Consider the following 15,374-nt stretch of genomic DNA (forward strand, 5'->3'; position numbering starts at 1 on the left):
ATTTTACGACAGAAGATGCCTGCTAGCTGCCGGTGATGCCGAGGGCGGGCTCCATCGCCTCCCACGTCATATCCATGGGCCAGGCGTGGCTGAGCCATGGGATGCCGACATGGCCATAGCGCGGCGACAGTTGCCATTCAGCGGCAAATTCGCTGTGTTTTGCGATGCCCGCGACATAGAGGGCGGCGGCCAGCCCGGTGCGGTCGGCGCCGCTTTTGCAGTGGATCAGCAGCGGTTTGGGGGCGTCGCGCATCAGGGCGAGCAGGCGGTGTGCCTCGTCCGCGGTCAGTTCGCTGGCGGCTGACATGCGGAAATCGTAATGCGTGATGCTCAGGTCGGCACTGGCGCGGATTTCATCCTGATACCACGCCGTATCGGGGTTTGCGCCGCGCAGGTTGATGATGCTGGCGATACCGTGATCGCGCTGCATCTGCGCCAGATCGGCGGTGTCGGGCTGGGCCGAGCGATACAGTTCGCCCAGGATAACCGGGTGGGTATTGCCGCTGGCCAGCAGAAAGCCGAGCCAGCCGATTGCCACGGTCAATAATGCGAGCGCCACCAAGCCCGCCCGCCGTGCCATCCGTTTCATCCTGATTTGCCTTTCGCTGCCGTGGCCGGTTTATCGCGCCGTGTGGCTGTGGCGCAAAGTCACGATTGCGTCGCCAGAATGGTCAGAAATGCCCTTGACGCCCCCCGCCGCTCGCCTTACATCCGCCGTCACCCGTGGCGGAGTAGCTCAGTTGGTTAGAGCAGAGGAATCATAATCCTTGTGTCGGGGGTTCAAATCCCTCCTCCGCTACCATTTTCCTCAATATACGATGATGTGTTCTGGCCGGGACTGTGTGACGCAGGGGCCGGGGTTTTCAGGCGGTGTGGCTGTGCCTATCTTTTCCTGAAAAGGAGACGCCCATGCTGACACGTCGTAACCTGATGATGGCCGGTGCCGTGGCGGTGCTGATTCCTGCCGCGGCCCGTGCGCAAGTGCCTGCCGTTCATGTGCTGAAGGATCGCAATTGTGGCTGTTGCGGCGACTGGATCGCGGTGCTGCGACGCGATGGGTTCCACGTCACGGCCGAGGATGTCGCCCCCGAGGAGCTGGCGCGGTTCAAGGTTGCGGGCGGGATTCCGGCGCAGCTGACCTCGTGTCACACCGCGCGGGTGGGCGGTTATCTGATCGAGGGCCATGTGCCACCCGCCGATATTCGCCGCCTGCTGGATCAGCGCCCCGATGCCGTCGGGCTGGCGGTGCCGGGGATGCCCTATGGTTCGCCGGGTATGGGGCCGGAAAACCAGCGCGAGGCGTATGACGTCTTGCTGGTCCGCCGCGATGGTCAGGCTGAGGTATTCAACAGCTATCCCGCCGCGTAATCCGTGGCGCGTGACATATCGTGTTTACGGGAATGTCACGAAATTTTTCTATGGAATCAGAGCAGTTCATCGTCGAAGGCCAGTCATGACCCCACAGGACAGTCCGCAAACCCCGGCCCCGCAAGAGGTGTTCGACGATCTGGACCGGCTGGCCATGGCGGCGCTGGGGCGGTTGTCGGGCGGGCTGTCGGCTCCGGCGTTTCAGGCGGCGCTGGCCGACTGGATCACCCATCTGGCGATGTCGCCGGGCAAGCAGATGTCGCTTCAGTGGAAGGCGATGCGCAAGGCGCGGCGGCTGCTGGCGGGGCTGAACGACCCCATGGGCACCGAAGGCCAGCGGATCGAACCGTTGCCGCAGGACCACCGCTTTACCGCGCCGGAATGGCAAGAAATGCCGTTCAACGCCATCTGGCAATCGTTTCTGCTGACTCAGCAATGGTGGCACAACGCGACGACCGGGGTCAAAGGCGTGTCGCGCGAACATGAACGCATCGTGGAATTTGCCAGCCGACAGTGGCTGGATATGCTGTCGCCGTCGAATTTCCCCTGGCTGAACCCGGTGGTGCTGAAACGTGCCCGCGAAACGCGGGGGCAAAGCCTGATGGACGGCTATGGCTTTTGGCTGCGCGATCTGGTCGGGCTGCTGACACCGCAGCGCGGCGGCCCCTTGCCGGGGTTCGAGCCGGGCAAACGGGTGGCGCTGACCCCCGGTCGCGTGGTGCTGCGCACCCGCATGATGGAGCTGATCCAATACGCGCCGACGACCGGGCAGGTGCACGCCACGCCGATCCTGCTGGTTCCGGCATGGATCATGAAATATTATATCCTTGATCTGTCACCTGAAAATTCGCTGATCCGTTGGCTGGTGGGGCAGGGGTTCACGGTGTTCTGCATCTCATGGCGCAACCCGACCGAAAAGGATCGCGACACCGGGTTCGACGATTATCGTCAGGATGTGATGGCGGCGCTGGATGCCGTTCTGGCCACCACCGGCGCGGCCAAGGCGCATGGGCTGGGCTATTGCCTTGGCGGCACCTTGCTGACCGTGGCGGCGGCGGCGATGGCGCGTGATGGCGACGACCGACTGGCCTCGATGACGATTCTGGCCGGGCAGGCCGATTTTTCCGAAGCGGGTGAACTGACGCTGCTGACAACCGAAGCGCAGGTCGCGCTGCTTGAGGCGATGATGTTCGAACGCGGCTATCTGGATCAGCGCGCCATGGCCGGGACGTTTTCCATGCTGCGGTCGCAGGATCTGATCTGGTCGCGTATCACCCGCGAATATCTGCTGGGCGAACGCGAAGACCCGTCCGACATCGCGGCGTGGAGCAAGGACACCACCCGGATGCCCTACCGGATGCATTCGGAATACCTGCGCCGCCTGTTCATCGGCAACGATCTGTCCGAGGGGCGGTTTGACGCGGGCGGCAAGCCGGTATTCCCCAATGACATCCGCATCCCCGCCTTTCTGGTTGGCACCGAACATGACCATATCGCGCCGTGGCGCTCGGTCTGGAAGCTGATGTATCTGCTGTCGGGGGATGTGCAGTTCGCGCTGGCCTCGGGCGGGCATAACACCGGGATCGTGGCCGCGCCGACGAATCCGCGCGCCAAATACCGGCTGGTCGGGCGCAAGGCTGGCGATCTGCAACCCGACCCGGATCAGTTTATCGCCAACATGCCCAAGCAGCCCGGATCATGGTGGCAGGCATGGGCCGACTGGTTGTCTGCGCTGGACCCGGCGATGGGGGCGCCCCCGCCGATGGGGGGTGGAAAACTGCGCATGATGCAGCGCCGGGCCGTTATGTGCATGAATAAGTTGCGCTTTTGTCACGGCTTATGTGAAACTGTATCCGGCATGCGTTCTGTCGGGTGATAGACCGAAAGGTCTGGTTTACTGATTGGCGAGGCAATCTGTGCGAGGGACGAAAAAGATGGATGACGGCGGCTTTGACAGACCGGCAACACCAGCCCGGTCCGCCGCGCATTTTCGCACGCTGTTTTTGTCCGACCTGCATCTGGGCGCGCTGGGCTGCAAGGCCGGGGGGCTGCTGGATTTCCTGAATGCCCACGACGCCGAGACGATCTATCTGGTTGGTGACATCATCGACACATGGCGCCCGCTGGGGGCCAACTGGCCCGAGGCGCATCATCAGGTGCTGCGCCTGCTGACGCGCCGTGCGCAGGCGGGGCGGCGGGTGGTGTATATTCCCGGCAACCACGACGCTTTTTTCCGGCATCATACCGGCACCACGATGCTTGGCTTTGACATCCTGCCGCATGACACGCACCGCACCGCCGATGGTGTGCGCCTGCTGGTGACGCATGGCGATTGCTGCGACATCTTTTCTGATCGGCTCAGCATGTTGTCCAAGGCCGGCAGTTGGCTCGAGGCCGGTATCCGCCGCCTTGGTCATGGCATCAACGTCGTGCGTGAACGTCTGGGCCGCGATGGCTGGGACGGGCTGGAATCGGCGCTGGCGCGGTTTAACCGGCTGATCCGGTCGGGCGACAGGTTTCAGGACCGGCTGACCGACATGGCCCGTGCGCGTGGCTTTGACGGCATCGTCTGCGGCCATTTCCATAAACCGGCGCTGCACCGCAATCACGACATGCTGTATGTGAACTGCGGCGATTGGATCGAACATTGTTCCGCTGTCACCGAAAGCTTTGATGGCACCTTGCGCCTGATCCGTTGGACTCCGCGACCCCGCCCCGAAAGCCAGACTGCGCAGGCAGAGGCCGTGGCATGACCATTCTGACAATCGTTCTGCTGCTGGTGGTTCTGGGCGCGCTGGGGCTGCATCTTTACAATGTTTATATGGTCGCGGACCGCCTGTCTTATCCGCCGGAAACGGTTGCGCCACAGGATATGCCGCCGGTGACGCTGCTGCGCCCGGTCTGCGGGCTGGAATATGCGCTGGAACGCAATCTGGAATCGGCCTTTCAACAGGATACGCCGGGATATGAGCTGATCCACTGCGTCGATGATCCCGACGACGCTGCCATTCCGGTGCTGCGCCACCTGATGGAGACGTATCCGCACGTCAATGCCCGGCTGCTGATCGGGCGCAATCCGGTCTGCGGTAATCCCAAGCTGAACAATCTGGTCAAGGGCTGGGCGGAATGCACCGGCGACTGGGTGGTGATCGCGGACAGCAACCTGTTGCTGCCGCCCGATTATTTGCGGCAGGTGCTGGCCTGCCGGGGGCCGGGGGTGGGCATGGTGTCCTCGCCCGGTGTCGGGATGGACGCGCATAACTTTTGGGCGCGGGTCGAGGCGGCCTTTCTGAACAGTTTTCAGGCCCGCTGGCTGCTAGGTGCCGACAGCATCGGCATCGGCTTTGCGCAGGGCAAGACGCTGGCCTATCCGCGCGCATGGCTGAGCGACCGGGGCGGCATGATGGCGCTGGCTGGCAAAAAGGCCGAGGACATCGCCTCGACCCACCTGGTCCGGGGCGAAGGCTTGCGCGTGCGCACCGTGCGCCGTCCCTTTGCGCAACTGCTGGGGCCGCGCACGGCGGGCGAGGTGTGGAACCGTCAGGCCCGTTGGGCGCAATTGCGGCGCGAGGGGTTTCCGGCGATCTACCCCTTGGAACCGCTTGGCGGGCCGGTGGCCAATGTGCTGATCCTGGCCTTTGCCTGGCCCGCCGCGATCCTGCCGTTTCTGCTGTTGTGGTATGGCGGCGAATGGTATCTGGCCCGGCGCGCGGGCTGGGGGCACGGCGCGGCTGATCTGCTGGCGTGGATCATGCGCGATCTGTGGCAAGTGCCGATGTGGGCCATGGGCTGGCGGGATGCCCCCATCGTCTGGCGCGGCAATGCCGTGACCGAAACGCCCGGCGGCGGCGGCGCGCAAGGGGGCAAGGGGCAGGACTGATGGATCTGGAAACGATCCGCGCCGTCATCCAAAGCTATGGCTTGGCGGTGCTGTTTCCCGTCGCCATTCTGGAAGGCCCGATCGTCACCGTCATTGCCGCATGGTTCGCCCGGCAGGGCCTGATGAACATCGTCGGCGTCTATATCGTCTGCGTGGTGGCCGATGTGGTGGGCGATGCCGGGTTCTATTGGCTGGGCCGCCACGGGCTGCCGCCGCGCTGGCAGCGGCGGCTTGGCCTGACGCCGGAACGCCGCCGAGTGCTGAAACAGGTCTTTCGCGATCACGGTGCCCGCGCGCTGGTCATCGGCAAGCTGACTCACTCGGCCGGGGCGGCGGTGCTGCTGGCGGCGGGGGCCTCGCGCATGGGGTTCTGGCGCTTTGTGTGGTGGAACACGGTGGCGACCATCCCCAAGACGCTGCTGTTCACGGTGATCGGCTGGTCCTTTGGCTGGGCTGCCGAACAGGTGAACGGCTGGATCGCGGGCATATCGCTGGCCATGCTGGTGGTGATACTGCTGGCGGGCGGCTGGTGGCTGGCGCGGCGCTATGGCTCGGGCAGCGGGCTGGCGTGATGCGGCTGACCTGCATCATCCCCGCCTATAACGAAGGCCCCCGCATCGCCTGTGTGGCCCATGTCGCCGCCACCCATCCCGGCATCGCGGAAACGCTGATCGTCGATGACGGTTCAACCGACGACACAGCGGCGCAGGCGGCAACCGTTCCCGGCGCACGCCTGATCCGCCGGCCGCGCAACGGCGGGAAAACCGCCGCGCTGGCCGCCGGTCTGGCACAGGCGCAGGGCAGCCATATCCTGCTGCTGGATGCCGACCTGACCGGCCTGACCCATAATCACCTGACCGCGCTGATGACCCCGGTCCTACAGGGCAGGGCGCAGGTCGCCATCAGCCTGCGCGGCAATGCCCCGGCGCTGTGGCGGCTGATCGGGCTGGATTATATCTCGGGCGAACGGGTGCTGCCGCGCGGCCTGATCGCCCCCCACATCCCGCATCTGAGCAGCCTGCCGCCCTTTGGGTTCGAGGTGTTCCTGAACAGCCTCATCCTCTGCGAAAGCCTGCCGCTGACGGTTATCCGCTGGCCCGATGTCACCAGCCCGCTGAAGCATCGCAAATACGGGCTGTGGCGCGGCCTGCGCGGCGATGCCGGGATGATCGCCGACATGTTGCGCACCCACGGTCCCGCCACATTGCTGAACCAGATCAGGCAGATGCGCCGCCTGCGCCGTTGATCCCCCGCGTCCTGTTTGCCCGACTGCGCGACTTGCGGCGCGACCGCGCGACCGCCTATCCCAGCCGCAGCAGATAGGCCAACAGATCGGCGCGCAGCAAAAGCCCGGCCAACTGCCCGTCGCGCATCACCGGAAAGCTGCGGTGCGGGTGGTCCAGAAACGCCTCGGCGGCGGTGACGGGATCGGTGGCGGCGTCCAGCGTGACGGGATTGCGGCTCATCTGATCGGCGACGGTGCCGGACCATTGCCGGTAATAGCTGGCGTTCAGCGCCGGGCGGAAACAATCCTTCTGCGTCAGCACGCCCACCAAGGCACCTGCGTCATCCACCACCGGCGCTGCGGCATAACCCTGATCCAGCAGGGTCGCGGCGGCATCGCGGATCGGCATGTTGGCGGTCAGGCGCGGGAAATCGCGGCGCATGATGGTGCCGATGCTCTCGCTGCCGGTCGTCGTGGTCATGGGCTGTCCTTTGCGCGGTTGGGGCAGTCGGTGCAGCGCACTCCGGGCACGCAGTCCATGCTGCCGCAGGATGTGCTGACCGGGCGGCGGCCAAAGATCAGCCCAAGCGCCAGCCCGCCAGCGGCAAGACAGATGACAAGAATGGCGAACAGAAACTCCATCCCGTCAGGCCCGGTGCGCGGCCAGATCGCCGGTTTCAAGGCGGCGGCCATCAGAGGTCAGCATCAGCGACGTCAGCCCATGCTGCCGGGCCAGTGCCATCGCCCGTGCCTCACCCGCCGCGAACAGGGCGGTGGCCCAGCCATCGGCGCTGCGGCCCGATGGCGCGATGACGCTGACCTGCGCCAGCCCGCCCTGCGCGGGCGCGCCACGGGCCGGGTCGATGATATGGCCCACGCGCTGCCCACCCAGATCATAGCCGTTCACGCCGCTGCCGGATGTGGCCACGCTCAGCCCGCCGCGCAGCGCCAGAACCTCGGTCGCGCCGGTGGGGCCTTCAACCGCGACCTGCCATGCCCGGCCCGAGGGGTGATGCCCGCCTGCCGCCAGCTCTCCGCCAAGGTCGATCAGCCAATGCGCGCCGCGCCCGGCCAGCAGCGCGGCCAGACGATCCAGCGCGTGCCCCTTGGCGATGCCGCACAGATCGGCGGTGGCGCCGGGGGTGGCCTTGGTCACGGTCCGGCCCGCCACCGTCAGGTGCCGCCAGTCGGGGCGGTCGTCGCCCTGCCGGATCGGGCCAAAGCCCCACCGCGCGACCAAAGGCCCGACCGTCGGATCAAAGGCCCCGCCGCTGTCGCGCGCCAGCCGCAGCGCGGCGGCCAGCACCTGCGCCGCTTCATCGGGCAGATCGCGCGGGCCAGCCCCGGCCCTGTTCAGCGCGGTGATGTCGCTGTCGGCGCGCCAGGGCGACATCTGCCGGTCGATCCCGGCCAGCAGATCATCCACCGCCGCGCGCAGCCCGGCCACGGGGGCGGCATCGGGCAGGGTGATCGCCCAGCCGGTGCCAAAGGCCCACCCGGTCAGCCGCTGCGTCGCGGGGGCACCGGCCAGCACCGCAGGCGCGGCCAGCATGACGCCCGCACCAGCGATCAGCGCGCGGCGGCTTAGCAGGGATGCGGTCTGTGTCATGGTCTCACGCTCCGAAATCGTCGTTAAAGATCGAGTGCGGCTCGACCCCCAGCCGGGTGAGGGTCGCGAGCACGGCGGAAATCATCACCGGCGGCCCGCAGAGGTAGTATTCGCAATCCTCGGGTGCCGGATGGCTGGCCAGCGCGCGGCGCACGGTTTCGTGGATAAAGCCGGTCGGCCCGTCCCATTTGTCGCCCGGTGCCGGTTCGGTCAGCGCCGCCACCCAGCCAAAGTTCGGATGCGCGGCGGCCAGTGCCTGAAACTCGTCCACATAGAACAGATCGGCGGCGGTGCGCGCGCCATAGAAATAGCGGATCTTGCGCGTCGTGCCCTGCCCAAGCTGTTCGTGGATCATCGCCCGCAAGGGGGCCATGCCCACGCCGCCGCCGATAAAGATCATCTCGCGGTCGGTCGGCTGAACGTGGAATTCGCCGAACGGGCCAGATACGCCCGCCTTGTCGCCGGGTTTCAGCGCGAACAGCCAGGACGAGACGATGCCGGGCGGGATCACGCGCTCTTGCCCGGCGGGGGGCACGGCCAGACGGATGTTGAACACGGCGCGGCCTTGATCGGCGGGGCGGTTGGCGATGGAATAGGCACGCGTCACCGGGGCGGCGGACTGGCCGCGCAGCCGGTCCCACCCGGCGGCGGCCCATGCGTCGCGGTGTTCGGGGGCAACCTCGATGGTGGTGAAATCCAGATCATAGGGCGGCGCGGTCAGTTGCATAAAGCCGCCGGCACGGAAATCGAACGGATAGCCGGGCGGCAGTTCCAGCACCAGTTCACGGATCAGCGGGGCCAGCATCCGGTTCGACAGCACCCGGCATTCGGCGCTGCCTGCCGACAACACGTCGCCGCTGACCTGCACATCCACCGGCCCGCGCAGGCTCAACTGGCAGGCCAGCCGCACATGATCGCGCCGTTCCGCCCCCGACAGAATGCCGCGTTCCGTGGCCAGAGGTTCGCCCGCGCCCTCGCCTGTGGCGGTGACGCGGCACAGCCCGCAGGTGCCCGCGCCGCCGCAGCCCGCCGGAATGGCGATCCCGGCATCATGCAGCACCGCCAACAGCTTGTCGCCGCGCGCGGCGGTCAGGTGGTGGCTGTCGTTGACGGTGACGGTCACGGCCCCTTGCGGCACCAGCCGCCTGCGCGCCGCCAGCAGACCCAGCGTCAGCGCCAGCAGCAGCGCGATGACGATCAGCGTGCCAAGGACGATCTCGGTCATGGCATCACCACCTGCGCAAAGGAAGAAAAGCCCAGTGACATCAGCCCGGTGATGAAAAAGGCGATGCCCAGCCCGCGCAGCCCGCCGGGCAGGTCGGCATAGGCCAGCCGCGACCGGATCGCCGCCAGCATGATAACCGCCAGCGCAAAACCCGCGCCGCTGCCCAGCCCGAACACCGCGCTTTCGGCCAGGCTATAGCGGCGTTCGACCATGAACAGGCTGCCCGCCAGAATCGCGCATTGCACCGCCAGCAGCGGCAGGAACACCCCGAACGAGGCATGGATGGCGGGAAACCAGCGGTCCAGCACCATTTCCAGCAATTGCACGCAGGCTGCGACCGTGCCGATAAAGGCGATCAGCGCCAGATAGGACAGGTCCAGATCGGGCATCCCGGCCCATCCCCATGCACCCGGCGCCAGCACGGCGGTATAGATCAGGTGGTTCAGCGGCACCGTGACGGCCAGCACGAACATCACCGCCAACCCCAGCCCGACCGCCGATTCCGGCCGCCGCGACAGGGCGATAAAGGTGCACAGCCCCAGAAACAGCGTCAGCGGCATATTATCGACCAGTGCCGCGCGCAGGAACAGGGCGAACAGATCGCTCATCTGCGGACCTCGCCGGGTTGCGGGGCGATGGCCTCGGGCGGTTCGATCTGTTCGGGGCGCAGGCTGCGGATGGCCCAGACCAGCCCGCCCAGCAGGAAAAAGCCGCTGGGGGCCAGCAGCATCAGGTTCAGCGGCGTGAACCAGCCACCGGCTTCGGTCGTGACCAGCACCTGCCAGCCCAGCAGATGCCCGGTGCCGAACAGTTCGCGCAACGCGCCGATGGTTATCAGCACCAGCGAATAGCCCAACCCGCTGCCAAGCGCATCGACGGCGGAGGGCAGGGGCGGGTTGTGCAGCGCGAAGCCCTCGGTCCGGCCAAGAACAAGGCAGTTGGTGGCGATCAGGCTGACAAAGACCGACAGTTGCTGGCTGACATCATACAGCCATGCCTGCAACATCTGGTCGATCACGATCACCAGTGATGCAACGATGACGATCTGCACAATCAGCCGGATCGAGCCGGGCACATGCCGCCGGATCGTGCTGATGATGACCGCCGCCAGCACCAGCACCACCGTCAGCGAGGCCGACATGGTTAACGCGGTCGCGACCGAGGTTGTGACCGCCAGTGCCGAACAAATACCCAGAATTTGCAGGGTGATCGGATTTCGGGCGATCAGCGGCTCGGTCAGGATATGCAGCAGGGGGCGGGACATGGATCAGAACTCTCCCCGCCGGATGGCGTCCAGCAGCGGGCCATAGCCATCGGGACCAAGCCAGAAGCGCATCATATTGGTGATCGCGTTCGAGGTGCGGGTGGCGCCGGTAATGCCGTCCACCTCGTATTCGGTGGCGGCGCGGCCGCGTGCCACGGCAAAGCGCACCGTGCCCCGGTCGTCCAGTGCGGGCAGGCCCGCGAATTGCGCCTGCCATGCCGGTTCGGTGATCCGCGCGCCAAGGCCGGGGGTTTCCGACTGGCTGGTGACGGTCATGCCCGCGATGCTGCGCGTGTCGCCGCGCAGGGCGACCATAGCCTGAATCACGCCGTCATAGCCCGCGCCCGCGACCGGCAGGATCACCAGATCAACCGGCCCGCTGTCGCCCCGACGGAGAATGAAGATCTGCGCGTAATCCGGGCGGCTGCCCAGATCGGCCAGATCCTGCGCCGGGGTCAGCGCGCTGTGACTGGCAGGGTTGGCCAGCGTCTCGGGCAGGGTTTCGGGGGTGATGTCGGCGGCGGCGCGGCCGGTGGTCAGATCAACGACGACGGTGGACAGCGCCGCATCGCCCGATTGCGCCAGCAGGTCGGACATGCCGGGGATGGCGGCGATCAGCGATTCCAGCCGCGCCTGTTGTTCGGCGGCGCGGTTGGCCGTCTGAATAGGGCGCAGCGTGACGGTGGCCGCCGTCACCAGCAGCGCGCAGACAGCGGCGGTGACAAAGGCCACGGCGATGGTTTTGCCCCGGCTGTCATTGGGCTGCGCCAGCATTCGCCGCCACGCGCTGATCGGGTTGAGATCAAAGGCCAAGGCGTTTCCTCCGGGCGATGCGCCAGAACAGCAGCGCGGTTTCATCCAGCAGCGGCGCGGCCAGCGACGTCAGCAGCGCCGCCGACACCGCCACCTGCACCGGGTTGCCCCCCATCCAATGCGCGGCAAAGCCCGCCATCAGCAGCGCGAACAGCCCGCCGGTCAGCCAGCGGCCCAGCCGGGTGGCGGCGCTGGCCACCGGATCGGCGACCAGCATCACCAGCACCACCAGCGCCGCGGTGGCAAAGCCGCCTGTCAGCGGCCAGCCCGCCAGCGCGGCCAGCCCCGCCCCGATCAGCGCGCCGCCGATCAGCCGGGCGCTGATGACGCCAAAGCCCATGCCGATCAGCGCCGCCGGGATCGCGGCCCAGCCGATCTGCGGGTCGGGCGTGGCCCAAGGCTCGGCCGGAAAGCCAAAGCTGACAAAGGCCAGCGTCACCGTGGCCGGGTTCAGGATGTTGCGGCCCCAGCCGCCAAAGATCAGCTCCGCCACCACCACGCCAAAGCTAACCGACAGCAGCAGCGCGACCGGCCCGATCTGCGGCGGTGCCAGCAGCGCGATGGCAATGGCCGACAGTGCCCCAGCGAACGAAGGCGGCTGCGCCCGCGCCAGCATGAAGGCCAGATGCCACAGCCCCGCCAGCACCAGCACAAAGACCAGACGCGACAGCACCGCAGGCCCCGCGGCCAGCAGCCATGTGATGACGATGGGCAGCATCGCCGCGATCAGGATCAGCGCCACGGTTTCGCGCGACCAGATGCCCTTGGTTGCGGTCATGGCGTGCCCCCCTCGGTTGCGATGCGGTCCAGCATTCCGCGCAGCATGGCGGCCAGCGGCGGGTCGGCCTGCGTGACGTAATCGGCCAGTGCAAGGTCTGCTTCCAGCAGCGACAGCACGCCAAAGCGTTGCGCGGCATCGTCATCGCCGGCCGACAGGGCGCGCAGAAACGGGATGGCGGGCAGGCTGGGGGCCAGCGCCTGTTCCAGCGCGGCGGTCGGGATCAGCGGCGCGGGGCGCGACATGCGGGCCAGCGCGGCGCGGAACCAGTGCGGCTGCGTTGCCGGGGCAGGGCGGGGCATCACCGTCACCTGACGGTCGCGCAGAAACAGAAACCGCCCCTCGGCCCCGTCCAGCGCCGAACCGGACAGGATCATCGCCGGGCCGGGCTGCATCACCGGCTGCGCCAGGCCGTGCAGATCGGCCCCCGGCTGACAGCGCAGCGCCCGCTGCGCTGACGCCGCAGGTCCGCCCACCGCCACCATGCGCGTTTCGGGCAGATAGCCGCTGGCCAGCAGGGTGCCGATGGCCGCGACCTCTTGCGCGTCGATTTCCCACAGCGGGGCGTCGAGGCGGGCGGGGAACAGGGCGTGGATATGCGTTCCGGCCAGCCCCTGCGGATGCAGCGTCCCGGCGGGCACCACGCGCAGGCGCGGCGCATCGGCCAGCGGCGGGCCGGGCGGCTGCACCAGCAACAGCGGGCCATCGGTCAGCGAGGCGAGGGCGTGCAGGCCACGGGCAAAGTCATCCTCGGCCCCGCGCAGTGCCATGGCCGGGGGCAGCGCGCCGGGGCGGGTGTCATGCGCCATCACGCAGATCGCGGCGGGGCGGGTGCCGGGCGCGGGAAAGCCGCCAAAGGGCCGCTGCCGCAGCCCCGTCCACAGCCCCGAGGCCAGCATCAGCGCCGCAACATCGCCGGTGGTGTCAAAGCGGTGCCGGTCGGCACCCTGATCGCGAAAGAACAGCACATAGCGCAGCACCCGCCCCGGCCCGGTGTCGATCCGCGCCACGCGCCCGCCCATCGGCGCGGTCACACACAGATCGGGGTGGCGGCGGTCGCGCAGAACCGGCTGCCCCTGCGCCACCATATCACCCTGTTTTACCAGCGGATCGACACGGAAATCGGGTGGAAAGCCGGGGCCAAGCGCGGCCTCTTCGGTCAGGGCCGGATCGGGTTCCGGCATGGCCGTGGCTGGCCCGCCAAAAGGCAAGGGCAGGCCGCTGCGGAAGATCTGCGTCACGGGCGTTTCCCTTGGGTCAGGGTTGTTCGGGCTGGCATTCTCCGTTACCGTCAAGGCTAGCAAGTTCGGTCTGGCGCATCAACCTTTGGAGGCGAGCCGTGATGACCTTTCCAGCCAAATACATGATTTATCAGGCAATCGCGATCACCGTGGCGGCGTGGCTGCCTGTCGCGGCACTTGCGCAGGATGCGGCGACGGAACAGGCGACGGATGCCGAACCCGCCCCGGCCTATACGCTGCCCAGCGTGGCCCCGCTGAACCCCGAACAGATCAGGATCGGCAATGCCGCCGAAATCGCCGCATGGGCGCGGTCGGGCCATGCGGATGCGGCGTCGCGGTCATTTACCTATTGGAACGAGGCGGGCACCATTCCCCCCGTCTGCGCCGCCTGCCATTCGGGTGCCGGGTTTCGCGCCTATCACGGGCTGGACGGCAGCCCCGGCGGCGAGGTGCCGCCGGTTCCGGTCGGCGGCGTGGTTGACTGCGACACCTGCCACAACCCCGGCATCGGCGCAATCCGCGAGGTGCGCCTGCCCACCGGCATGATGCACCCTGTCGGCGGCGGCGAGGCATCTTGTGTGACCTGCCATCAGGGCCGTGCCTCGGGGTCTGCCATCGCCGAGGCCGTGGCCCAAAAGGCCGAGGATCTGCCGAATGCCGACCTGTCCTTTATCAACCCGCATTACGGCACTGCGGCGGCGATGGCCCTGGGGGGCTATGCCGGGCTGGGCTATGAATATGAGGGCAAGACCTATGACGGTCGCTTTACCCACGCCCCGCCGGTGCAGACCTGCGCCGCCTGCCATGATCCGCACAGTCTTGAGGTGGCGACCGACAGTTGCCAGACCTGCCACGGCGCCGCCGATGCCATGACGATCCGCCTGTCGCGGCAAAGCCATGACGGCAGCGGTGACGTTACCAAGGGCATCGGCCATGACATCGCGGCCAATGCCTTTACGCTGAAACAGGTGATCTTTGATTATGCGCGCGAGGTGGCGGGCATGCCGATGATCTATGATGCCGGGCGGCACCCGTATTTCTTTGCCGATGCCAATGATGACGGCGTGATCGACGAGGCAGACGGGGCGCGCGTGGCCTATAACGCCTGGACGCCGCGTTTGCTGAAGGCGGCCTATAACTGGAAATTCGTCACCTCGGACAAGGGGGCGCATGTGCATAACCCGCATTACGCCCTGCAATTGCTGTATGATTCAACCGAGGATCTAACCACTGCCATGGGCCGCGATTTTGCCAGGCTGGGCTGGGCGCGCTGAGGGCCGATGTTTCGGGCCGCGCTGTCGCGGCCTGCCCCTGCTGGCTGATCCGATCCGCCGCGCCTAGATTACGGCGACCGAAAAGGGGGCCAAGATGCGCGATATTCCGGCGATGATTCTGGCAGGCGGCAAATCCAGCCGCATGGGCGGGGGCGACAAGGGGCTGCGGCTGCTGGCGGGGCAGCCGATGCTGGCCCATGTCGCGGCGCGGCTGCGCGGGCAATGCGGGCCGCTGGCGCTGAATGCCAATGGCGATCCGGCGCGCTTTGCCGGGCTGGGGCTGCCGGTGCTGGCCGATCCGGTGGCCGATCAGCCCGGCCCGTTGGCCGGGGTGCTGGCGGCGATGGACTGGGCCGCCGGGCTGGGTGCCACGCAGGTGCTGACCGCTGCCGGGGATACGCCGTTTCTGCCCGACGATCTGGTGCAGCGGCTGGCGGGTGCCGGCGGGCTGACGCTGGCCGCCAGCCGTGACGGTGGGCAGGTTCGGGCGCATCCGGTGTTCGGTCTGTGGCCGGTGCTGCTGCGTGATGATCTGCGCGCGGCGATCGGGGCGGGTCAGCGGCGGGTGCAGCTCTGGGCCGAATCGCAGGGCGCGCGGCTGGTGATTTGGGATGTGGCGCCGGGTCAGGCCGACCCGTTTTTCAACGTGAACCGGGTCGAGGATCTGGAGTTGGCCGAGGGGCAGTTAAATTAACGC

The 15,374-nt window shown here is 67.2% G+C and carries 18 protein-coding genes and 1 tRNA gene; 9 read left to right on the forward strand and 10 right to left on the reverse strand.

What is annotated here, in order from left to right; genetic code table 11:
- Window positions 1–22 precede the first annotated feature (22 nt).
- Window positions 23–589, reverse strand: coding sequence for a tyrosine-protein phosphatase (locus Q4G22_RS07975; RefSeq protein ID WP_303385374.1), 567 nt, complete (start codon window positions 587–589; stop codon window positions 23–25).
- 136 nt (window positions 590–725) lie between these two features.
- Here Q4G22_RS07975 and Q4G22_RS07980 point away from each other — a divergent pair.
- The 7 genes from Q4G22_RS07980 (at window position 726) to Q4G22_RS08010 (ending at window position 6,494) form a co-directional block, all read left to right on the forward strand.
- Window positions 726–802 (forward strand) — tRNA-Met (locus Q4G22_RS07980).
- A gap of 107 nt (window positions 803–909) precedes the next feature.
- On the forward strand, window positions 910–1,368 hold the full coding sequence (locus tag Q4G22_RS07985; protein WP_303385375.1) for a DUF411 domain-containing protein: 459 nt from the start codon (window positions 910–912) through the stop codon (window positions 1,366–1,368).
- An 85-nt stretch (window positions 1,369–1,453) separates the two neighbouring features.
- A complete protein-coding gene (locus Q4G22_RS07990) occupies window positions 1,454–3,244 on the forward strand; it encodes an alpha/beta hydrolase (protein ID WP_303385376.1) in 1,791 nt (596 codons plus the stop codon).
- Window positions 3,245–3,302: 58 nt separating this feature from the next.
- Window positions 3,303–4,121, forward strand: coding sequence for a UDP-2,3-diacylglucosamine diphosphatase (locus Q4G22_RS07995; RefSeq protein WP_303385377.1), 819 nt, complete (start codon window positions 3,303–3,305; stop codon window positions 4,119–4,121).
- A complete protein-coding gene (locus Q4G22_RS08000; protein ID WP_303385378.1) occupies window positions 4,118–5,248 on the forward strand; it encodes a ceramide glucosyltransferase in 1,131 nt (376 codons plus the stop codon). Before Q4G22_RS07995 ends, Q4G22_RS08000 begins: the two co-directional genes overlap by 4 nt.
- Window positions 5,248–5,820 carry a DedA family protein gene (locus Q4G22_RS08005; protein ID WP_303385379.1) on the forward strand — a complete coding sequence of 191 codons (573 nt, stop codon included), beginning with the start codon at window positions 5,248–5,250 and terminating at the stop codon, window positions 5,818–5,820. Before Q4G22_RS08000 ends, Q4G22_RS08005 begins: the two co-directional genes overlap by 1 nt.
- Entirely contained in the window at window positions 5,820–6,494 is a 675-nt protein-coding gene (locus Q4G22_RS08010) for a glycosyltransferase (protein WP_303385380.1), read from the forward strand. The genes Q4G22_RS08005 and Q4G22_RS08010 overlap by 1 nt, the downstream gene beginning before the upstream one ends.
- A 55-nt stretch (window positions 6,495–6,549) precedes the next feature.
- On the opposite strand, the gene Q4G22_RS08015 is transcribed toward Q4G22_RS08010, so the two are convergent.
- From Q4G22_RS08015 to Q4G22_RS08055, 9 genes are read right to left on the reverse strand one after another with little or no spacing between them, the layout of a single operon-like run.
- Entirely contained in the window at window positions 6,550–6,954 is a 405-nt protein-coding gene (locus Q4G22_RS08015; RefSeq protein ID WP_303385381.1) for a CBS domain-containing protein, read from the reverse strand.
- Window positions 6,951–7,115 carry a hypothetical protein gene (locus tag Q4G22_RS08020; RefSeq protein ID WP_303385382.1) on the reverse strand — a complete coding sequence of 55 codons (165 nt, stop codon included), beginning with the start codon at window positions 7,113–7,115 and terminating at the stop codon, window positions 6,951–6,953. The genes Q4G22_RS08015 and Q4G22_RS08020 overlap by 4 nt, the downstream gene beginning before the upstream one ends.
- Before the next feature lie 4 nt (window positions 7,116–7,119).
- The gene (locus Q4G22_RS08025; RefSeq protein WP_303385383.1) at window positions 7,120–8,082 is read right to left on the reverse strand and encodes an FAD:protein FMN transferase; all 963 of its coding nucleotides are present in this window, start codon (window positions 8,080–8,082) and stop codon (window positions 7,120–7,122) included.
- A 4-nt stretch (window positions 8,083–8,086) separates the two neighbouring features.
- On the reverse strand, window positions 8,087–9,307 hold the full coding sequence (gene nqrF, locus Q4G22_RS08030) for an NADH:ubiquinone reductase (Na(+)-transporting) subunit F (protein WP_303385384.1): 1,221 nt from the start codon (window positions 9,305–9,307) through the stop codon (window positions 8,087–8,089).
- Window positions 9,304–9,915 carry an NADH:ubiquinone reductase (Na(+)-transporting) subunit E gene (gene nqrE, locus Q4G22_RS08035; protein ID WP_303385385.1) on the reverse strand — a complete coding sequence of 204 codons (612 nt, stop codon included), beginning with the start codon at window positions 9,913–9,915 and terminating at the stop codon, window positions 9,304–9,306. The genes nqrF and nqrE overlap by 4 nt, the downstream gene beginning before the upstream one ends.
- Window positions 9,912–10,571 (reverse strand): NADH:ubiquinone reductase (Na(+)-transporting) subunit D, encoded by a 660-nt coding sequence (locus Q4G22_RS08040; protein WP_303385386.1) that lies wholly within the window; start codon window positions 10,569–10,571, stop codon window positions 9,912–9,914. The genes nqrE and Q4G22_RS08040 overlap by 4 nt, the downstream gene beginning before the upstream one ends.
- Before the next feature lie 3 nt (window positions 10,572–10,574).
- On the reverse strand, window positions 10,575–11,384 hold the full coding sequence (locus Q4G22_RS08045) for an FMN-binding protein (protein WP_303385387.1): 810 nt from the start codon (window positions 11,382–11,384) through the stop codon (window positions 10,575–10,577).
- Window positions 11,374–12,162 (reverse strand): RnfABCDGE type electron transport complex subunit D, encoded by a 789-nt coding sequence (locus tag Q4G22_RS08050; protein ID WP_303385388.1) that lies wholly within the window; start codon window positions 12,160–12,162, stop codon window positions 11,374–11,376. The genes Q4G22_RS08045 and Q4G22_RS08050 overlap by 11 nt, the downstream gene beginning before the upstream one ends.
- A complete protein-coding gene (locus tag Q4G22_RS08055) occupies window positions 12,159–13,403 on the reverse strand; it encodes a Na(+)-translocating NADH-quinone reductase subunit A (RefSeq protein ID WP_303385389.1) in 1,245 nt (414 codons plus the stop codon). The genes Q4G22_RS08050 and Q4G22_RS08055 overlap by 4 nt, the downstream gene beginning before the upstream one ends.
- A gap of 101 nt (window positions 13,404–13,504) precedes the next feature.
- Here Q4G22_RS08055 and Q4G22_RS08060 point away from each other — a divergent pair, with 101 nt between their 5' ends.
- Window positions 13,505–14,677, forward strand: a complete 1,173-nt coding sequence (locus Q4G22_RS08060) for a cytochrome C (RefSeq protein WP_303385390.1) — start codon at window positions 13,505–13,507, stop codon at window positions 14,675–14,677.
- A gap of 94 nt (window positions 14,678–14,771) precedes the next feature.
- Window positions 14,772–15,371, forward strand: coding sequence for a molybdenum cofactor guanylyltransferase MobA (gene mobA / locus Q4G22_RS08065; RefSeq protein WP_303385391.1), 600 nt, complete (start codon window positions 14,772–14,774; stop codon window positions 15,369–15,371).
- Window positions 15,372–15,374: the final 3 nt, after the last annotated feature.

Origin of the sequence: Paracoccus sp. (in: a-proteobacteria) (genome assembly GCF_030538655.1) — a bacterium.
GTDB lineage: Bacteria > Pseudomonadota > Alphaproteobacteria > Rhodobacterales > Rhodobacteraceae > Paracoccus.

What these genes read in the sequence shown, in the direction of transcription:
- Q4G22_RS07985 (WP_303385375.1), top strand. Translation starts at nt 910, where the DNA reads ATGCTGACACGTCGTAACCTGATGATGGCCGGTGCCGTGGCGGTGCTG.
- nqrF (WP_303385384.1), bottom strand. Translation starts at nt 9,307, where the DNA reads ATGACCGAGATCGTCCTTGGCACGCTGATCGTCATCGCGCTGCTGCTG.
- Q4G22_RS07995 (WP_303385377.1), top strand. Translation starts at nt 3,303, where the DNA reads ATGGATGACGGCGGCTTTGACAGACCGGCAACACCAGCCCGGTCCGCC.
- Q4G22_RS08050 (WP_303385388.1), bottom strand. Translation starts at nt 12,162, where the DNA reads ATGACCGCAACCAAGGGCATCTGGTCGCGCGAAACCGTGGCGCTGATC.
- mobA (WP_303385391.1), top strand. Translation starts at nt 14,772, where the DNA reads ATGCGCGATATTCCGGCGATGATTCTGGCAGGCGGCAAATCCAGCCGC.
- Q4G22_RS07990 (WP_303385376.1), top strand. Translation starts at nt 1,454, where the DNA reads ATGACCCCACAGGACAGTCCGCAAACCCCGGCCCCGCAAGAGGTGTTC.
- Q4G22_RS08040 (WP_303385386.1), bottom strand. Translation starts at nt 10,571, where the DNA reads ATGTCCCGCCCCCTGCTGCATATCCTGACCGAGCCGCTGATCGCCCGA.
- Q4G22_RS08025 (WP_303385383.1), bottom strand. Translation starts at nt 8,082, where the DNA reads ATGACACAGACCGCATCCCTGCTAAGCCGCCGCGCGCTGATCGCTGGT.
- Q4G22_RS08000 (WP_303385378.1), top strand. Translation starts at nt 4,118, where the DNA reads ATGACCATTCTGACAATCGTTCTGCTGCTGGTGGTTCTGGGCGCGCTG.
- Q4G22_RS07975 (WP_303385374.1), bottom strand. Translation starts at nt 589, where the DNA reads ATGAAACGGATGGCACGGCGGGCGGGCTTGGTGGCGCTCGCATTATTG.
- nqrE (WP_303385385.1), bottom strand. Translation starts at nt 9,915, where the DNA reads ATGAGCGATCTGTTCGCCCTGTTCCTGCGCGCGGCACTGGTCGATAAT.
- Q4G22_RS08005 (WP_303385379.1), top strand. Translation starts at nt 5,248, where the DNA reads ATGGATCTGGAAACGATCCGCGCCGTCATCCAAAGCTATGGCTTGGCG.
- Q4G22_RS08020 (WP_303385382.1), bottom strand. Translation starts at nt 7,115, where the DNA reads ATGGAGTTTCTGTTCGCCATTCTTGTCATCTGTCTTGCCGCTGGCGGG.
- Q4G22_RS08015 (WP_303385381.1), bottom strand. Translation starts at nt 6,954, where the DNA reads ATGACCACGACGACCGGCAGCGAGAGCATCGGCACCATCATGCGCCGC.
- Q4G22_RS08060 (WP_303385390.1), top strand. Translation starts at nt 13,505, where the DNA reads ATGACCTTTCCAGCCAAATACATGATTTATCAGGCAATCGCGATCACC.
- Q4G22_RS08010 (WP_303385380.1), top strand. Translation starts at nt 5,820, where the DNA reads ATGCGGCTGACCTGCATCATCCCCGCCTATAACGAAGGCCCCCGCATC.